This window comes from Streptomyces sp. NPDC088810 (genome assembly GCF_044750305.1).
Taxonomy (GTDB): Bacteria; Actinomycetota; Actinomycetes; order Streptomycetales; family Streptomycetaceae; genus Streptomyces.
The window spans coordinates 173,847-189,337 of record NZ_JBIVJQ010000008.1 but is presented as its reverse complement, the minus strand read 5'-3'; the positions used below and the strand labels follow the sequence as shown (position 1 = coordinate 189,337).

Genomic DNA, 15,491 nt, shown 5'->3' with positions numbered 1-15,491 from the left:
AACACTTCGTAAGGCCTCGGTGAACCGGGCGTCCCCGATGTGCGCGCGGCCCGGCGCCACGAGTAATGTCCTCACCTGCACAGACTCATATCGCCCTCTTTGACATCGGAGGACCCGTTGTCCCGCTTCGCGCTCATCAAGGCAGTGCTCGGACCGATCATGCGCCTGATGTTCCGCCCACAGGTGGAAGGCGTGGAGCACATCCCGGGTGACGGCCCGGTGATTCTGGCCGGTAATCACCTCACGTTCATCGACTCCATCGTGCTGCCGCTGGTCACCAAGCGGCAGGTGTGCTTCATCGGCAAGGACGAGTACGTCACCGGCAAGGGGTTCAAGGGCCGGCTGATGGCATGGTTCTTCACCGGCGTCGGCATGATCCCGGTGGACCGGGACGGGGCGAGCGGCGGCGTGGCCGCGCTGATGACGGGCCGAAGGATCCTGGAGGAGGGCAAGATCTTCGGGATCTACCCCGAGGGCACCCGGTCCCCCGACGGGCGTCTGTACCGGGGCCGTACCGGTATCGCCCGCCTGACCCTGATGACCGGTGCGCCGGTGGTGCCGTTCGCCATGATCGGTACGGACAAGCTGCAGCCGGGGGGCCGGGGCATCCCGCGGCCGGGCCGGGTCACCGTCCGGTTCGGCGAGGCCATGGAGTTCTCGCGGTACGAGGGCATGGACCGGGACCGCTATGTGCTGCGGGCGGTGACGGACTCCGTCATGGCCGAGGTCATGCGCCTGTCCGGTCAGGAGTACGTCGACATGTACGCCACCAAGGCGAAGGCCGCCTAGGGCCGTCCGACGGACCGGCGCCGTCCGGCGTCCGTCCGCCTGCAGGTGGAATCTGCCGCCGACACATCGGGCATTCGGCCGTATGAACGCGGCCGTATCACCACACAACATGTCTGATTCAGACATGTACAAACCTTCTCGGCGTACTCTGCTCCGTACCCCGATCGCCGCCGCCGCCGCTGGATTCCTGGCAGCCTGCACCAGTTCCGGGTCCGAGCCCAGTTCCGGCCCCCAACGCGCGAGCGAAGCGGGGAAGTTCGTCCCGCCCGGGCCCCGGGGGTACGTCAACCCGTCGGATCCGGAGGTCCTGGCGGCCGAGCGGAAACGGGGGGCCGGCCACGTCCGCACCTTCCGGTTCACCGCCGCCGAAGCCAAGCTGGACCTGGGCGGGCGGGCGGTCCGCACCTGGGCGTACAACGAGGAGGTGCCGGGTCCGCTGGTGCGGGTCACGGCCGGCGACGTACTCGACCTCACGCTCGCCAACCGGCTGCCCGCCACGACCACGCTGCACTCCCACGGGGTGCGGCTGCGCTGCGACATGGACGGCGTGCCGGACCTGACCCAGCGGGCCATCGCCTCGGGGGACGACTTCCGCTACCACTTCGTGGTGAAGCACCCGGGAACGTACCTGCTGCACTCCCACGTGGGGATGCAGCCCGACCGGGCCCTGTACGCACCGCTCATCGTCGACGACCCCAGGGAACCCCTCTCCTACGACAAGGAGTGGCTCCTCGTCATCGACGACTGGCTGGACGGCGTGGAGGGCTCCACCCCCGAAGGCGTCCTGGAGCAGCTCAAGCCCGGCGGGGCCATGGACATGGGGAAGATGGCCATGGGTCCCGGCCACGACAGCCCGGGTCCCGGCCACAAGGCGACCGCGCACCCGTCACCGCACCGGAAGTCCACGGGCCCCGACCGGGTGCTGCACTCGTCCCACAGCCGCATGCTCCACGGGGAGGGCGGCAGCGTCGCCTACCCGCACTACCTGATCAACGGGCGGCTGCCCGGCAACCCGTCGGTGTTCCGCTGCCGTCCCGGCGACCGGGTACGCCTGCGCATCATCAACGCCGGTTCCGAGACCGCCTTCCGGGTCGCGCTGGGCGACCACACGATGACCGTCACCCACACCGACGGCTACCCGGTGAAGCACAAGCAGACCGACGCCCTGCTCGTCGGCATGGCGGAACGCTACGACGTCCTCGTCACCGCCAAGGACGGGGTCTTCCCCCTGGTCGCCCTGCCCGAGGGCAAGAAGGGCAGGGCCCTCGCCGTGCTGAGCACCGCCAAGGGGGGCAAGAAGCTGCCGCCGGCCGACGTCCGCCCGGACGAGCTGGACGGCAACACCGTCCCGGCGCGCCGCCTCCTGCCCGACGACTCCGTGGCCCTGGCGGACCGTCACCCCGACCGCGAGATGCGCATCAGGATCACCGGGACCATGGAGAAGTTCGACTGGGGGTTCGACCACAAGCAGTACTCCGTGGCGCAGCGGCACGCGGTCCGCGCGGGTGAGCGGGTGCGGCTGACGCTCATCAACGCCACGGACATGTGGCACCCGATGCATCTGCACGGGCACACGTTCTCGCTGGCCGGTATCGACTCCGTGGGGGCGCGCAAGGACACCGCGCTCGTGCTGCCGCACCGGAAGCTGGTGATCGACTTCGATGCGGACAATCCGGGGTTGTGGATGCTGCACTGTCACAACCAGTACCACTCGGAGAGCGGGATGATGACGGTGCTGGGCTACAAGCGCTGAGGTGCGGGGTGGTCCCCTTCACCGGGATCGCCTCAGCCTGCGCTGTCCAGTTTCTGGTTCTTCAGGAGGAGCCAGGACACCGCCGCTGCCGCCAGGAGGACTGCCGAGCCTGCTGCCGACGCAAGGTGGAGGCCGTGGACGAAGGAGTCCCGGGCCGCGGTGAGGAGGGCCTCCGCCTGGTGCGGGGGCAGGTCCGCCGCGGTCTCCACCGCCGCGCCCAGGGACTCGTGGGTACCGGCCGGGGTGCCGGCCGGGCCCGTGAAGCCGCGGTAGACGCCCGTCACGATGGAGCCGAGGAGGGCGATGCCCAGGGCGGCGCCCAGTTCGTACGCCGTCTCGGAGACCGCCGAGGCCGCGCCCGCCTCGTCCTTGGGGACGCTGGAGAGGATGACGTCGGCGGTGACCGTGAAGGAGAAGCCCGCGCCGACGCCCACGACCAGCAGGGCGGCGCCGAGGACCGGGTAGCCGGTGGACTGGCCGAGCGTGGTCAGGGCGGCCAGGGCGATGCCGACCGCGGCCAGGCCGCCCGAGACCACCGTACGGACCGAGAACCGCCGGGCGGCGCGGCCCGCGACGAGGCCGGCCGCGACCGCGCCCACCGCCGCGGGCAGTTCGGCCAGGCCCGCCTCGAACGGGCGTCGCCCCTGCACGAGTTGCAGGTACTGGGAGAGGAAGAACACCAGGCCGGACATGCCGAGGACGGTCAGCAGGTCGGCGAGGACCGCTCCACTGAAACCGCGGCGCCGGAACAGCCGCATGTCCAGCAGCGGGACCGGCATGGTGAGCTGGCGGCGGACGAAGCCGTACAGGGCCGCCGCGCCCAGCAGGCCGGTGCCCAGGCTCGTCCCGGTGACGCCGTGGGTGGCGGCCTCCTTGACGGCGTAGACCAGGGCGATCATGCCGACCAGCGACAGCAGGGCGCTGCTCAGGTCCCACGGGCCCGGACGGGGGTTGCGGGACTCGGGCAGGGTGCGGATGCCGACCAGGACCAGGACGGCCATCACCGGCAGGTTGATCAGGAAGACCGAGCCCCACCAGAAGTGCTCCAGGAGTAATCCGCCGGCGATCGGGCCGACGGCCGTACCGGCGGAGGCGGTGGCGCCCCAGACGCCGACGGCGAGGCTGCGCTCGCGCGCGTCGTGGAAGATGTTGCGGATCAGGGCCAGGGTGGCCGGCATCAGGGTCGCGCCGGCGACGCCGAGCAGCGCCCGGGCCATGATCATCAGTTCGGGTGTCGTCGCGTAGGCGTTGAGCACGGACAGCGCGCCGAACGCCGTGGCGCCGCCGAGCAGGATCCGCTTGCGGCCGATGCGGTCGCCGAGGCTGCCCATGGAGACGAGCAGACCGGCGATGACGAAGGAGTAGACGTCGCCGATCCACAGCAGCTGGGTGCCGGAGGGGTGGAGGTCTTCGCTGATGTAGGGGGTCGCCAGGCCGAGGACGGTGGCGTCGACGGCCACCAGCAGCACGGCCAGGACGAGGACGGACAGCGCGAGCCAGCGGCCCGGGCGCTTCACCGCCTCGGTCGCCTGTGCCGGCTGCAGGGTGCTGGTCATGGTTCCTCTCTTCGCAGAGCGCCGCCGAGCAACAGCTCGGCGATCATGGTCGGGAAGTCCCGGGAGGCCACGCGGCCGTCCAGGGTGGCCCAGGCGCACGAGGCGATCAGCCCGTACAGGGCCTCGGTGAGCCAGACCGGACTGAGGTCGATGCGGAACGCGCCGTCGCGCTGTCCGCGCTGGAACAGGGCGCCGATCCGGGTGTCCAGGCGCTGCCAGCCCTCGTGCTGCCGGTCGCCCTCCCACAGCTGGTTCTCGCCGTAGAGGAACGCGAGCAGTCCGGCGGCCGGCTGGATCTCGCGCACCAGCCGGCGTACGGCCTCGGCGGCGGCCCCCTCCTCCGGCCGGGCCCGGTCCAGCGCCGCCTCGCACTCCGCGATGCCGAGCTGCTCCAGCGCCCGGACGAGCGCGTCCCGGCCGGCGAAGTGCCGGTGCAGCGTGGCCCGGCTGATTCCGGCGGCCTTGGCGACCTCGTCCATGGTCGCGGTGGATTTCCGGGTCAGCAGGGCGGCTGCGCTGCGCAGCACGTGGTCACGGTCGAGAGCCATGAGACAAGAATAGCCCACTTGAGACATTAATGTCTCACGAAAGGCATGCGTGACTCATTCCCGCTGGTCGGGCGGGGGTGATGCGTCAGTGCCAGGGCAGCTGTCCGCGCCGCTCCCAGTAGGCGCGCGGGTCCTCCGCGAGCGTCGCGAGGCGGGTCATCTGGTCCGCGTCGAGGTCGACGGCGGGGGCGTGGAGGTTGGAGACGAGCTGGGGGACGGTCGCGGCACCGGAGAGGACGACCCCGACCCAGGGCCGGCGCAGGATCCAGGCGAGGGCGACCGCGTCGCAGCCGAGCCCGGTCGCGGCGGCCACGGCCCGCAGCGCGTCCGGGGCGTGCGGCGCGGCCAGCCGGCCGTTGGCCATGCCCTCCTTGACGATCACGGTGAGCCCGGCGTCGTGCGCCTCGGCGAGCGCGGGGCCGGCGGAGGGCTCCAGGACGTTGTACGTCGACTGGACGGTACGGAAGAGGGGCTCGCCGTCGACCGTGACGGCGAGCGCGGCGCGGATCGCGTCGGCCTGGGCGGGGCCGCTGGTGGAGAAGCCGATGGTGAGGCCCTCGGCGGCGGCTTCCGCCAGCCTGGCGTGGAGGTCCTTGTCGGTGAGGGCCGGGCTGTCCGGGGTCACCGAGTGGATCTGGTAGAGGTCGAGCCGGTCGCCGAGCAGGGCGTCGGTCTCGGCGCGCTGCCGTGCGTAGGTGGCGAGGCTGTGGTCCTTGACCTCGTGCTGCTCGGCGTCGGTGGACCAGCCGGCGGTGTAGGTGTAGCCCCACTTGCTGCCGACCACCGCGTCGCCGATGTCCGGGCGGGCGTTCAGCCAGTCGGCGAGGAACTCCTCCGAACGGCCGTAGGACCGGGCGACGTCGAAGTAGCGGACGCCCTGCGCGTAGGCCGCGTCGAGGAGTTCGTGGGTACGGGTGCGCAGCGCGTCCACACTGCGGTCCGCACCGAGGTCCGTGTCACGGTCGAGGGTGATGTAGCCCGGGCGGCCGACGGCCGCGAGACCGAGTCCCAGGTGGGCGGTGGGGGTGGTCGCGGTGGCCAGGCGGCTGAACGGCATGGCGGGCTCCCTGCACGATGAGCGGAGGATCTTGCACCAATCTACCCAGGCGCCCGGGGTTCAGCCCGTGCCGACGCAGCGCGGCACGAAGGCGGGGTCGGCCGGTCCCTTGCGTCCGAGGGCGTTCAGCACCCACTGCTCGACCAGCGGCGACTTGGGCGCCTGGTCGTGCTCGGTGGTGTCGAGCGGGCAGCGGTCCTGGAGCAGCACGTCGGTGACGTAGGAGTCCGGCCCGTCGAGAAAGGCGCTGGTGTACGGGACCACGACCTCGTCGTACCGGGTGGCGACAGCCGTGTAGTCGGGGCCGGCCGGGGCCTCGGGGTCGGAGTCGAGGCGCTGGAGGAAGTCCGAGCCGGCGGTCTGGTCGACGCAGGAGGGGCAGACGGTGGCACCGGCGGCGATCGCGAGCGGGTTGGAGGTGCCGTGGTTGGAAGGCACGATCCCGACGAGGTCGTCGACCTTGGCGGCGCCGCCGAGGAACTTGACGTAGTAGCGGGGCATCATGCCGCCCTGGCTGTGGCCGACGATGTCGACCTTCCTGGTGCCGGTCGCGCCGAGCACGGCGTTCACGAAGTCGCGCAGCTGGGCCGCCGAGTCCGGGATCGGGGCCGTCTCCAGGTCGCCGTACTCGAAGGAGAAGACGCAGTACCCGGCGTGCGCGAGCGCGGGCGAGAGGGTCAGCCAGTTCTCGTACGAAGTCTTGAAGGTGCCGTTCACCAGCACGACCGGTTGCGGATGTGCCGCGTCCGGCTTGCAGGACCAGTCGTTGGCGCCGGGCGGCGGGGTGTCGGCGGCGGAGGCGGGGGCCGCCGGGGCGAGCGCGCACAGCGCGGCCGTCGCTGCGGCGGCGAGGAGACGGGCGGTTCGTCCGGTGCGTCGGGTGCGGGGTGCGCGCATGACGTCCCTTTCATGCTGGTGCCGGCGACTCACATCGACCGGTGTTCGGCATTGCCGAACGCGGATTACCGGAATGGTTACTTCCGGGTAGCGGGACGTCAAGGTTTCGGCCAGTGGCTGAAACCCGTCTGTTATCGAGTCCGCGAACCGGGCCCGGACAGCACCAAGGGCCCGGACACAGGTCCGGGCCCTTCGCTCAGCGGCGGGAAGCTACGCCTTCTTGGCGTCCGCCCACGCGTGCTGGGCCGCCACGTCCGCCTTGACCTCGGCCAACTGGACGGCGACGGCACTGGGGGCCGTCCCGCCCCGCCCGTTGCGGGAGGCGAGGGCGCCGGGGACGTTGAGGACCGAGCGGACCTCGGGCGTGAGGTGGGCGGAGATCTTCGCGAACTGCTCGTCCGTGAGGTCGTCCAGCTCCTTGCCCTCGGCCTCGGCGACCTTGACGCACTCCCCCGCGACCTCGTGCGCCACGCGGAACGGCACGCCCTGCTTGACCAGCCACTCGGCGATGTCGGTGGCGAGCGAGAAGCCGGCCGGGGCCAGTTCCTCCATGCGCTCACGGTGGACGGTGAGGGTGGCGACCATGCCGGTGAAGGCGGGGAGCAGCACCTCCAGCTGGTCGCAGGAGTCGAAGACCGGCTCCTTGTCCTCCTGGAGGTCGCGGTTGTAGGCGAGCGGCAGGGCCTTGAGGGTGGCGAGCAGGCCGGTGAGGTTGCCGATGAGACGCCCGCTCTTGCCCCGGGCCAGCTCGGCGATGTCCGGGTTCTTCTTCTGCGGCATGATCGACGAGCCCGTGGAGAACGCGTCGTGCAGGGTCACGAAGGAGAACTCCTTCGTGTTCCAGAGGATGATCTCCTCGGCGATCCGGGACAGGTTCACGCCGATCATCGCCGTGATGAAGGCGAACTCGGCGACGAAGTCCCGGGAGGCCGTGCCGTCGATGGAGTTGCCGACGCTGCCGTGCTCGAAGCCGAGGTCCTCGGCCACCGCCTCCGGGTCCAGGCCCAGGGAGGAGCCGGCGAGGGCGCCGGAGCCGTACGGCGACACGGCCGTCCGCTCGTCCCACTGGCGCAGCCGCTCGGCGTCCCGGGACAGGGACTGGACGTGGGCGAGCACGTGGTGGGCGAAGAGCACCGGCTGGGCGTGCTGGAGGTGGGTGCGGCCGGGCATCGCCACGTCCGGGTGGGCCTCGGCCAGGCCGATCAGGGCGTCCTGGAGGTCGGCGATCAGACCGCCGACGATCCGGGCGTGGTCACGCAGGTACATCCGGAACAGGGTGGCGACCTGGTCGTTGCGGGACCGGCCCGCGCGGAGCTTGCCGCCGAGGTCGGGGCCGAGGCGCTCCAGCAGGCCCCGCTCCAGGGCGGTGTGCACGTCCTCGTCGGCGATCGTGCCCACGAAGGAGCCGTCGGCGACATCGGCTTCGAGCTGGTCGAGGCCCGCGATCATGCGCGTCAGCTCGTCCTCGGTGAGCAGGCCCGCCTTGTGCAGCACGCGCGCGTGGGCACGCGAGCCGGCGATGTCGTAGGGCGCGAGCCGCCAGTCGAAGTGGACGGACGCGGACAGCTTCGCCAGGGCCTCGGCCGGACCGTCGGCGAAACGGCCGCCCCAGAGCCGTACGTCCCCGCTGTTGCTGCTCACTTGCGTTGCTCCTCGAAGCTGTCGATGTACAGGCTCTTGATGTGCCACCGCCTCCCCACCCTTCCAGGCGAGGAGGCGGCTGTCAGGCTGATGCGCGTGAGGTGACCCGCGCGTGTTACGCGAGGTCCCGCTTGGCGGCGATCTTCGACGACAGGCTGTAGATGTCGATGAAGCCCTTGGCCGCCGACTGGTCGAACGTGTCGCCCGTGTCGTAGGTGGCGAGGTTGAAGTCGTACAGGGACTCCGTAGAGCGCCGGCCGGTGACGACGGCGCGGCCGCCGTGCAGGGTCATCCGGATGTCGCCTGTGACGTGCTGGTTGGCCTCGTTGATGAAGCCGTCCAGGGCGCGCTTGAGCGGGGAGAACCACTGGCCGTCGTAGACCAGTTCGCCCCAGCGCTGCTCGACCTGGCGCTTGTAGCGGGCGAGTTCGCGCTCGACGGTGACGTTCTCCAGCTCCTGGTGGGCGGTGATCAGGGCGATCGCGCCGGGAGCCTCGTAGACCTCGCGGGACTTGATGCCGACCAGGCGGTCCTCGACCATGTCGATCCGGCCGATGCCCTGGGCGCCGGCGCGCTCGTTGAGCTGCTGGACGGCCTGCAGGACGCTGACGGGCCTGCCGTCGATGGCGACCGGGACGCCCTCCTTGAAGGAGATGACCACCTCGTCGGCCTCGCGGGGGACGGCCGGGTTGGAGGTGTACTCGTAGATGTCCTCGATCGGGGCGTTCCAGATGTCCTCCAGGAAGCCCGTCTCGACCGCGCGCCCGAAGACGTTCTGGTCGATGGAGTACGGGGACTTCTTGGTGGTGGCGATCGGGAGCTGCTTCTCCTCGCAGAAGGCGATCGCCTTGTCCCGGGTCATCGCGTAGTCGCGGACCGGGGCGATGCACTTCAGGTCGGGGGCCAGCGCGACGATGCCGGCCTCGAAGCGGACCTGGTCGTTGCCCTTGCCGGTGCAGCCGTGGGCGACCGTGGTGGCGCCGTGCTTCTTGGCGGCGGCGACGAGGTGCTTGACGATCGTCGGCCGGGACAGGGCGGAGACCAGCGGGTAGCGGTCCATGTAGAGGGCGTTGGCCTTGATCGCCGGGAGGCAGTACTCGTCGGCGAACTCGTCCTTGGCGTCCGCGACCTCGGCCTCGACGGCGCCGCACGCGAGGGCGCGCTTGCGGATGACGTCCAGGTCCTCGCCGCCCTGGCCGACGTCGACCGCAACGGCGATGACCTCGGCGCCCGTCTCCTCGGCGATCCAGCCGATGGCGACGGAGGTGTCCAGACCGCCTGAGTAGGCGAGTACGACGCGCTCGGTCACGGGTTTCTCCTCACAGTGCATTCGCTGACATGCATGAGTATGCAGGGTTCTGCATGTTTCGTCAATCAGCATCGGATGCGCGGGAAATTCGCGGCGAGGCTGAACGCGGGAAACCGCTTTCGCGTACTCCTCCCCGAACGCAGGCGCCGCGTTGCCCAGGCCCCCTGACCGGGGGTCGACCAGACCCGCTCCTGACCCAAGTGAGGCATCCGCATGTCCAGGGCCCTTCCGAAGTACAACCAGCGTCGCGTGGCGATCATCGGCGGCGCCGCCGCCGTGGTGCTGTCCGGCGCGGTGATCGCCGGCTCCGCCCTCGCCGGCACCCCGGCCAAGAGCGACACCGCGACCGGCGCCCGCACCCTGGCGAGCCCCGGGACGATCAGCTGCCCGGACGTCGCCTCGAAGCTGCCCGCCGTGCCCGCCTCCGCGAAGGCCGAGGTCGACCGCAACCTCGCCCTCCTGCAGACCCAGATCCAGGAGGCCAACAAGCGGCTGAAGGACACGGTCGGCCAGGGCGGCCCCAACTTCGTCAACAACGCGATCCTCGGCCCCCTGAAGGACAAGCGCGTGGCCACCGTCAACCGCATCGCCACGGCGATCGGGCGTACGGCGGCCAAGCCGGCCGGGCTGGACGCGCTGGCGCCCTGCTCGCTGAACGGGGGCGGGACCGGGGGCGCGGGCGCCAACGCGGGCGGCGGCCAGGCGTCCGCCACGGCCGCCCCGGGCGGCGCGGCGAACCAGCAGTCGGGTGCCGGCAAGGCGGCCGGCGGGAGCACCGCGGCGGGCACGATCAGCTGCCCGGACGTCGCCTCGAAGCTGCCCGCCGTGCCCGCCTCCGCGAAGGCCGAGGTCGACCGCAACCTCGCCCTCCTGCAGACCCAGATCCAGGAGGCCAACAAGCGGCTGAAGGACACGGTCGGCCAGGGCGGCCCCAACTTCGTCAACAACGCGATCCTCGGCCCCCTGAAGGACAAGCGCGCCTCGACCATCGACCGCATCGCCATCTCCATCGGCCGCACCTCGGCCAAGCCGACGGGTCTGGACTCGCTGGCCGCCTGCACCCTCACGAAGTGAGGTGACGGGCCGCCGTGGCCGCCCCCCGGACGCGCAGGTTCGGGGGCGGCCACGGCACTCCGGTCCGGCCGGATCCGTCAATTACTTAGACAGCCGAAGAAGTTGTCGCCGATAATCGTTAGTCATGGGAAAGACTTATGAGCGCATAGACGGCAGGCTGCGCACGTTCATCGAGGAACAGCCCCTCTTCTTCACCGCGACCGCCCCGCTCTCCGGCGACGGCACGGTCAACCTCTCCCCCAAGGGCCTCAAAGGCTCCTTCGCCGTGCTGGACGAACGCACCGTGGCGTACCTGGACTTCGCCGGGTCCACCGCCGAGACCATCGCCCACCTGAGGGAGAACGGGCGGATCACGCTGATGTGGTGCGCCTTCCAGGGCCCGCCCACCATCGTGCGCGTGCACGGCCGGGGCGAGCCGGTCTTCCGCGACGACCCGCGCTTCCCGGACCTGCTCGCCCACTTCCCGGAGATCGACCCGGGCCTGCACGGGCTGCGCGCGGTCGTCGTCGTCCACGCCGAACTGGTCCGGGACTCCTGCGGGTACGCCGTCCCCTACATGGCGTACGAGGCGGAGCGCGATCTGCACGCGAAGCGCTTCTCCCGCGAGGACGACGCCTCCCTGGACGCGTACTTCACCAAGAAGGAGCACATCGCGACCAGCCTGGACGGACTGCCCGGCCTGCCGTTGCCACTGCCGCCGTCTACCGTCTGAGCCATGCGCCCCGGTGTGGTCCTCGCCCTCGTCTCCGCCTCCTGTCTCGCCCTGCTGGGCGCGGCGCCCGGCTCCGGCCCGGTGCCGCTGCCGCTGCCGCTGCCGCTGCCGCTGCCGCTGCCGCTGCCGCTGCCCGCGACGATGGCGGACACGGGCGGGGGCAGCCAGCTGATCGTCGCCCAGGCCCCGGACACCGGCGCCACGGCGGGCACGGTCGGCTGGTGGGAGCTGCGGGACGGGCAGTGGGTCCAGGCGGGATCCGCACCGGCCCGGTTCGGGGCCGGCGGACTGGTGGAGGGCGGCACCCGCAAGCAGGGCACGAACACGACACCGACCGGGCTGTACGACCTGCCCTTCGGCTTCGGCATCAAGGCGGCGCCGGCCGGTACGACGGTCGAGTACCGGGCAGTGAGAGCGAGTTCCTGGTGGTGCCAGGACAACGACTCCGCCTCCTACAACCGCTGGGTCGACCCCCTGCCCGCAGACTGCCGCGCCGCCGAGTCCGAGCATCTGGTCGACTACCAGGCGCAGTACGCGTACGGCCTGGTCATCGGCTTCAACTACGACCGGCCGGTGCGCGGGCGGGGCGCCGGGATCTTCCTGCACGCCAACGGGAAGGCGGCGACGGCCGGTTGTGTGTCGGTGCCGGAGGACGACATGCGGCGGATCCTCGCCTGGACCGACCCGGCGGCGAAGCCGCACATGGCCATCGGCACGGTGGGCGGGGACACGGCGGTCACCCGGTACTGACGGCGCCGCGGCCGTGTCCCTGCTGCGCACCGGCACCCAGGTGGGGGCGGAGGGCCCGTACGGCGCCCTGACCGCCGACCGGGCCGCCGGCCGGCGCACCCTGCTGATCGTCGGCCGACGCCGGTGTCACCCCGCTGCGGGCGCTGTTCGAGACGCTGCCCGGCGAGGTCACCCTGCCGTACCGGGCGCGCGGTGCCGAAACCCTGGCCCTGGGCGGCGAGCCGGAGGCGATCGCCCGCCGACGGGGCGCACGGGTGCTGTACGCCCTCAACGGGCCCGGCGGAGATGCTGCGCGCCGGACTCGGCCGGCCTCTGAACACGCAGCGCATGCGGCACGTATCTGTGGGCCAAGGGTCAAGTCCCCACGGAGGAACCGTGACCACCACGCTCGCAGGCGGACGTGCCGCCCGCCGACAGACGATGCGCCGCATCCGCCCGCGCCGCTCCCCGGCCGTCCCGCTGCTGCTCGCCCTCTGGGCGGGCGCGGCGGCCGTGCTGTGGCTCTGGTGGCACAACACCCCCGCCATCGCCGACACCACGGGCCGGATCCTCAACGCGGGCCGGATCACCGGCCTGCTGGCCGGCTATCTGATGGCGCTGGTCGTGCTCCAGATGGCACGCGTCCCGGCGCTGGAGCGGCGGGTCGGCTCGGACCGGGTGGCCCGCTGGCACGCGATGAGCGGCCGGTACACGCTGTGCCTGATCGTCGCGCACGTCTTCCTCACCATGTGGGGCTACGCGCTCCAGGCCGGCAAGTCCCTCGGCGACATCGTCCAGCAGACCGTCGACTCCATCGACCAGCTGCCGGACATGGGCAAAGCCGCCATCGGCATGGGCCTGTTCGTGGTCATCGGGCTGACGTCGATCGGCCCGGTCCGCCGCCGGCTGCCGTACGACGCCTGGTACCACGTCCACCTGCTGACGTACGCGGCGGTGTTCCTGACGTTCTGGCACCAGATCACCACCGGCAACGACTTCGCGGTGGAGCCCACCGCCAAGACCTTCTGGTACGGCCTGTACGGCGCGGTCACCGCGCTGGTGCTCTGGTACCGGATCCTCACCCCGATCCGGCTGAACCTCCGGCACCGCATGCGCGTGGAGGCGGTCATCGAGGAGACGCCCGGCATCGTGTCGGTGCTGATCGGCGGGCGCAGGCTGCACCGGATGGGCGCGGAGGCGGGCCAGTTCTTCCGCTGGCGGTTCCTCGCCCCCGGCATGCGGTTCAGCTCGCACCCGTACTCCCTGTCGGCCGCCCCGCGCCCCGACATGCTGCGGATCACGGTGAAGGCGATCGGCGACCACAGCGCCCGGCTGCGCGAGCTGACGCCCGGGACGAAGGTGTGGGCGGAGGGCCCGTACGGCGCGCTCACCGCGCAGCGCCGCAGCCGCGGCAAGGTGCTGCTGGTCGCGGGCGGGGTCGGCATCACGCCGATGCGGGCGCTGTTCGAGACGCTGCCCGGGGCGGCCGGGGACATCACGCTGCTGTACCGGGCCAACACCACCCAGGACCTGGCGCTGTGGGACGAGCTGGCGGCGATCGCCGAGGAGCGGGGCGCCCGGCTGATGTACGCCGTGAACAGCCCGGAGGGCGAGCGGCCGGACATCTCCGCGGAGAACCTCCAGCGCAAGATCCCCGACATCGAGACGCACGACGTCTTCATGTGCGGCCCGCCCGGGTTCGCGCAGTCGGTCTACGAGGCCCTGCGGGAGGCGGGGGTGCCCGCCCGCCGTATCCACCACGAGTCGTTCGAGATGTGAGCGGAGCTGCGAAGCGATGAGGAAGAGCCACCCCGTGCGGCGGGTCGTGCTGGCCACCGCCGCGACCGTGTCCGGTGTCGTGCTGCTGCTGTCGCTGAAGCCTGCCTCGGATCCGGCCGCCGCGTCGGCGGCGGGCGCGGCCCCGCAGCAGACGGCGGCCGGGCAGGAGTCGCCGCAGGGCGGCACCCCGGCCGGCTCCGGCACGGTGACCGGTGACGCGGCGCAGACCCAGTACGGGGCCGTGCAGGTACGGCTGACCGTCAGCGGCGGGAAGATCACCAAGGCGGAGGCGGTCCAGGCACCCAAGGGCGGCCTGAGCGACCAGAAGACCCAGCTCGCCGTCCCCAGGCTCAACCAGGAGGCCGTGGCCGCGGGAACGGCGGACATCGACGCCGTCTCCGGGGCGACGTACACCAGCGAGGGCTACAAGAAGTCGCTGCAGTCCGCGCTGGACAAGATGAAGCCGGCGTCGTCGGGCACCTCGGGTGCGGCCGGCTCGGCGCAGGCCCGGACGGTCACCGGGAAGGCCGTGCAGACCCAGTACGGGCCGGTCCAGGTCCGGATCACGGTCAGCGGCGGGAAGATCACCAAGGCGGAGGCGGTCCAGGCACCCAAGGGCGGCCTGAGCGACCAGAAGACCCAGCTCGCCGTCCCCAGGCTCAACCAGGAGGCCGTGGCCGCGGGAACGGCGGACATCGACGCCGTCTCCGGCGCCACCTACACCAGCACCGGCTACCGGCAGTCCCTGCAGTCGGCGCTGGACCAGGCCGGTGGCTGACACGGTGGCCGAGCAGGCCGAGACGCCCGCCGCGGTGCGTCACGCGGAGGAGGTCATGGGGACGGTCTTCTCCTTCGACGTCCGCGGCGGGGAACCGGACGCGGTAGGGGCGGCGCTCGCCAAGGCTGTCGCCGGGCTGCACCGGGCGGACGCGCTGTTCAGCACGTACCGCGAGGACAGCGAGGTGTCGCGGCTGGCCCGGGGCGAGCTGACCGTCCCGGAGTGCGCTCCCGAGGTGGCCGAGGTGCTGGAGCTGGCGGCCGAGGCGGAGCGGGTGAGCGAGGGCTGGTTCAGCCCGCGCTACCAGGGCTCGCTGGACCCCACCGGCATCGTCAAGGGCTGGGCAGCCGAGCGGGCGGCCCGGGTGCTGGCGGCGGTGACCGGGGTGCGCGGGGTGAGCGTCAACGGGGGCGGGGACGTGCAGCTGCTGGGCGCGCCGGAGCCGCAGCGCGCCTGGCGGGTCGGGGTGGCCGATCCGCTGCGGCCCGGCGGGCTGGCGGCGGTGATCTCGGCGGCCGGCACGGCGGAGCTCGCGGTGGCCACCTCCGGTACGGCGGAGCGGGGGGCGCACATCGTGGATCCGCGCACCGGTCGTTCGGCGGTGACGGACCTGGTGGCGGTGACGGTGGTGGGACCCCGGCTGACCTGGGTGGACTGCTGGGCCACGGCCGCGTTCGCGATGGGATCCCGGGCGGGCCTGGCGTGGCTGGAGTCCCTGCCGGACGTGGAGGCCCTGCTGATCACCGCGGGCGACGAGGTGCGGTGCACCGGGGGGCTGGCGGCGCGCCTGGGCTGAATCACCCGGGTACCGCGTGTCACCTTTTTCACCCGGGACGCCATGTTTTTCTCCGGAACGCCATCCGACGTCC

At 71.8% G+C, this 15,491-nt stretch carries 14 protein-coding genes; 8 read left to right on the top strand and 6 right to left on the bottom strand.

What is annotated here, in order from left to right; genetic code table 11:
- Positions 1-117 precede the first annotated feature (117 nt).
- Together ACIP4Y_RS25170 and ACIP4Y_RS25165 are read left to right on the top strand one after the other, a co-directional pair.
- Complete coding sequence (locus ACIP4Y_RS25170) at positions 118-789, top strand: lysophospholipid acyltransferase family protein (RefSeq protein WP_401397462.1); 672 nt, start codon at positions 118-120, stop codon at positions 787-789.
- A 124-nt stretch (positions 790-913) separates the two neighbouring features.
- The gene (locus ACIP4Y_RS25165) at positions 914-2,542 is read left to right on the top strand and encodes a multicopper oxidase family protein (RefSeq protein WP_401397459.1); all 1,629 of its coding nucleotides are present in this window, start codon (positions 914-916) and stop codon (positions 2,540-2,542) included.
- Positions 2,543-2,574: 32 nt separating this feature from the next.
- Here ACIP4Y_RS25165 and ACIP4Y_RS25160 read toward each other — a convergent pair whose 3' ends face one another.
- From ACIP4Y_RS25160 to ACIP4Y_RS25135, 6 genes are all read right to left on the bottom strand, one after another.
- Positions 2,575-4,098: an MFS transporter gene (locus tag ACIP4Y_RS25160; RefSeq protein WP_401397456.1), complete on the bottom strand. Its 1,524-nt coding sequence runs from the start codon at positions 4,096-4,098 to the stop codon at positions 2,575-2,577.
- Entirely contained in the window at positions 4,095-4,646 is a 552-nt protein-coding gene (locus ACIP4Y_RS25155; RefSeq protein ID WP_358643367.1) for a helix-turn-helix domain-containing protein, read from the bottom strand. Before ACIP4Y_RS25155 ends, ACIP4Y_RS25160 begins: the two co-directional genes overlap by 4 nt.
- Before the next feature lie 85 nt (positions 4,647-4,731).
- Entirely contained in the window at positions 4,732-5,703 is a 972-nt protein-coding gene (locus tag ACIP4Y_RS25150) for an aldo/keto reductase (RefSeq protein ID WP_401397452.1), read from the bottom strand.
- A 60-nt stretch (positions 5,704-5,763) separates the two neighbouring features.
- Positions 5,764-6,600 (bottom strand): alpha/beta fold hydrolase, encoded by an 837-nt coding sequence (locus ACIP4Y_RS25145; RefSeq protein ID WP_401397449.1) that lies wholly within the window; start codon positions 6,598-6,600, stop codon positions 5,764-5,766.
- 210 nt (positions 6,601-6,810) lie between these two features.
- Positions 6,811-8,241 (bottom strand): argininosuccinate lyase, encoded by a 1,431-nt coding sequence (gene argH, locus ACIP4Y_RS25140; protein WP_358643373.1) that lies wholly within the window; start codon positions 8,239-8,241, stop codon positions 6,811-6,813.
- 115 nt (positions 8,242-8,356) lie between these two features.
- Positions 8,357-9,550 (bottom strand): argininosuccinate synthase, encoded by a 1,194-nt coding sequence (locus tag ACIP4Y_RS25135; protein ID WP_401397444.1) that lies wholly within the window; start codon positions 9,548-9,550, stop codon positions 8,357-8,359.
- Between the two features lie 213 nt (positions 9,551-9,763).
- Here ACIP4Y_RS25135 and ACIP4Y_RS25130 point away from each other — a divergent pair, with 213 nt between their 5' ends.
- From ACIP4Y_RS25130 to ACIP4Y_RS25105, 6 genes are all read left to right on the top strand, one after another.
- Positions 9,764-10,624, top strand: coding sequence for a hypothetical protein (locus ACIP4Y_RS25130; protein ID WP_401397441.1), 861 nt, complete (start codon positions 9,764-9,766; stop codon positions 10,622-10,624).
- 124 nt (positions 10,625-10,748) lie between these two features.
- A complete protein-coding gene (locus ACIP4Y_RS25125) occupies positions 10,749-11,336 on the top strand; it encodes a pyridoxamine 5'-phosphate oxidase family protein (RefSeq protein WP_401397438.1) in 588 nt (195 codons plus the stop codon).
- A 3-nt stretch (positions 11,337-11,339) separates the two neighbouring features.
- Positions 11,340-12,086 (top strand): L,D-transpeptidase, encoded by a 747-nt coding sequence (locus ACIP4Y_RS25120; protein ID WP_401397435.1) that lies wholly within the window; start codon positions 11,340-11,342, stop codon positions 12,084-12,086.
- Between the two features lie 375 nt (positions 12,087-12,461).
- Positions 12,462-13,844 carry a ferric reductase-like transmembrane domain-containing protein gene (locus tag ACIP4Y_RS25115; RefSeq protein ID WP_401397432.1) on the top strand — a complete coding sequence of 461 codons (1,383 nt, stop codon included), beginning with the start codon at positions 12,462-12,464 and terminating at the stop codon, positions 13,842-13,844.
- Between the two features lie 16 nt (positions 13,845-13,860).
- Entirely contained in the window at positions 13,861-14,622 is a 762-nt protein-coding gene (locus ACIP4Y_RS25110) for an FMN-binding protein (protein WP_401397429.1), read from the top strand.
- Positions 14,615-15,418: an FAD:protein FMN transferase gene (locus ACIP4Y_RS25105; protein WP_401397427.1), complete on the top strand. Its 804-nt coding sequence runs from the start codon at positions 14,615-14,617 to the stop codon at positions 15,416-15,418. Before ACIP4Y_RS25110 ends, ACIP4Y_RS25105 begins: the two co-directional genes overlap by 8 nt.
- The last annotated feature ends 73 nt before the right edge of the window (positions 15,419-15,491 follow it).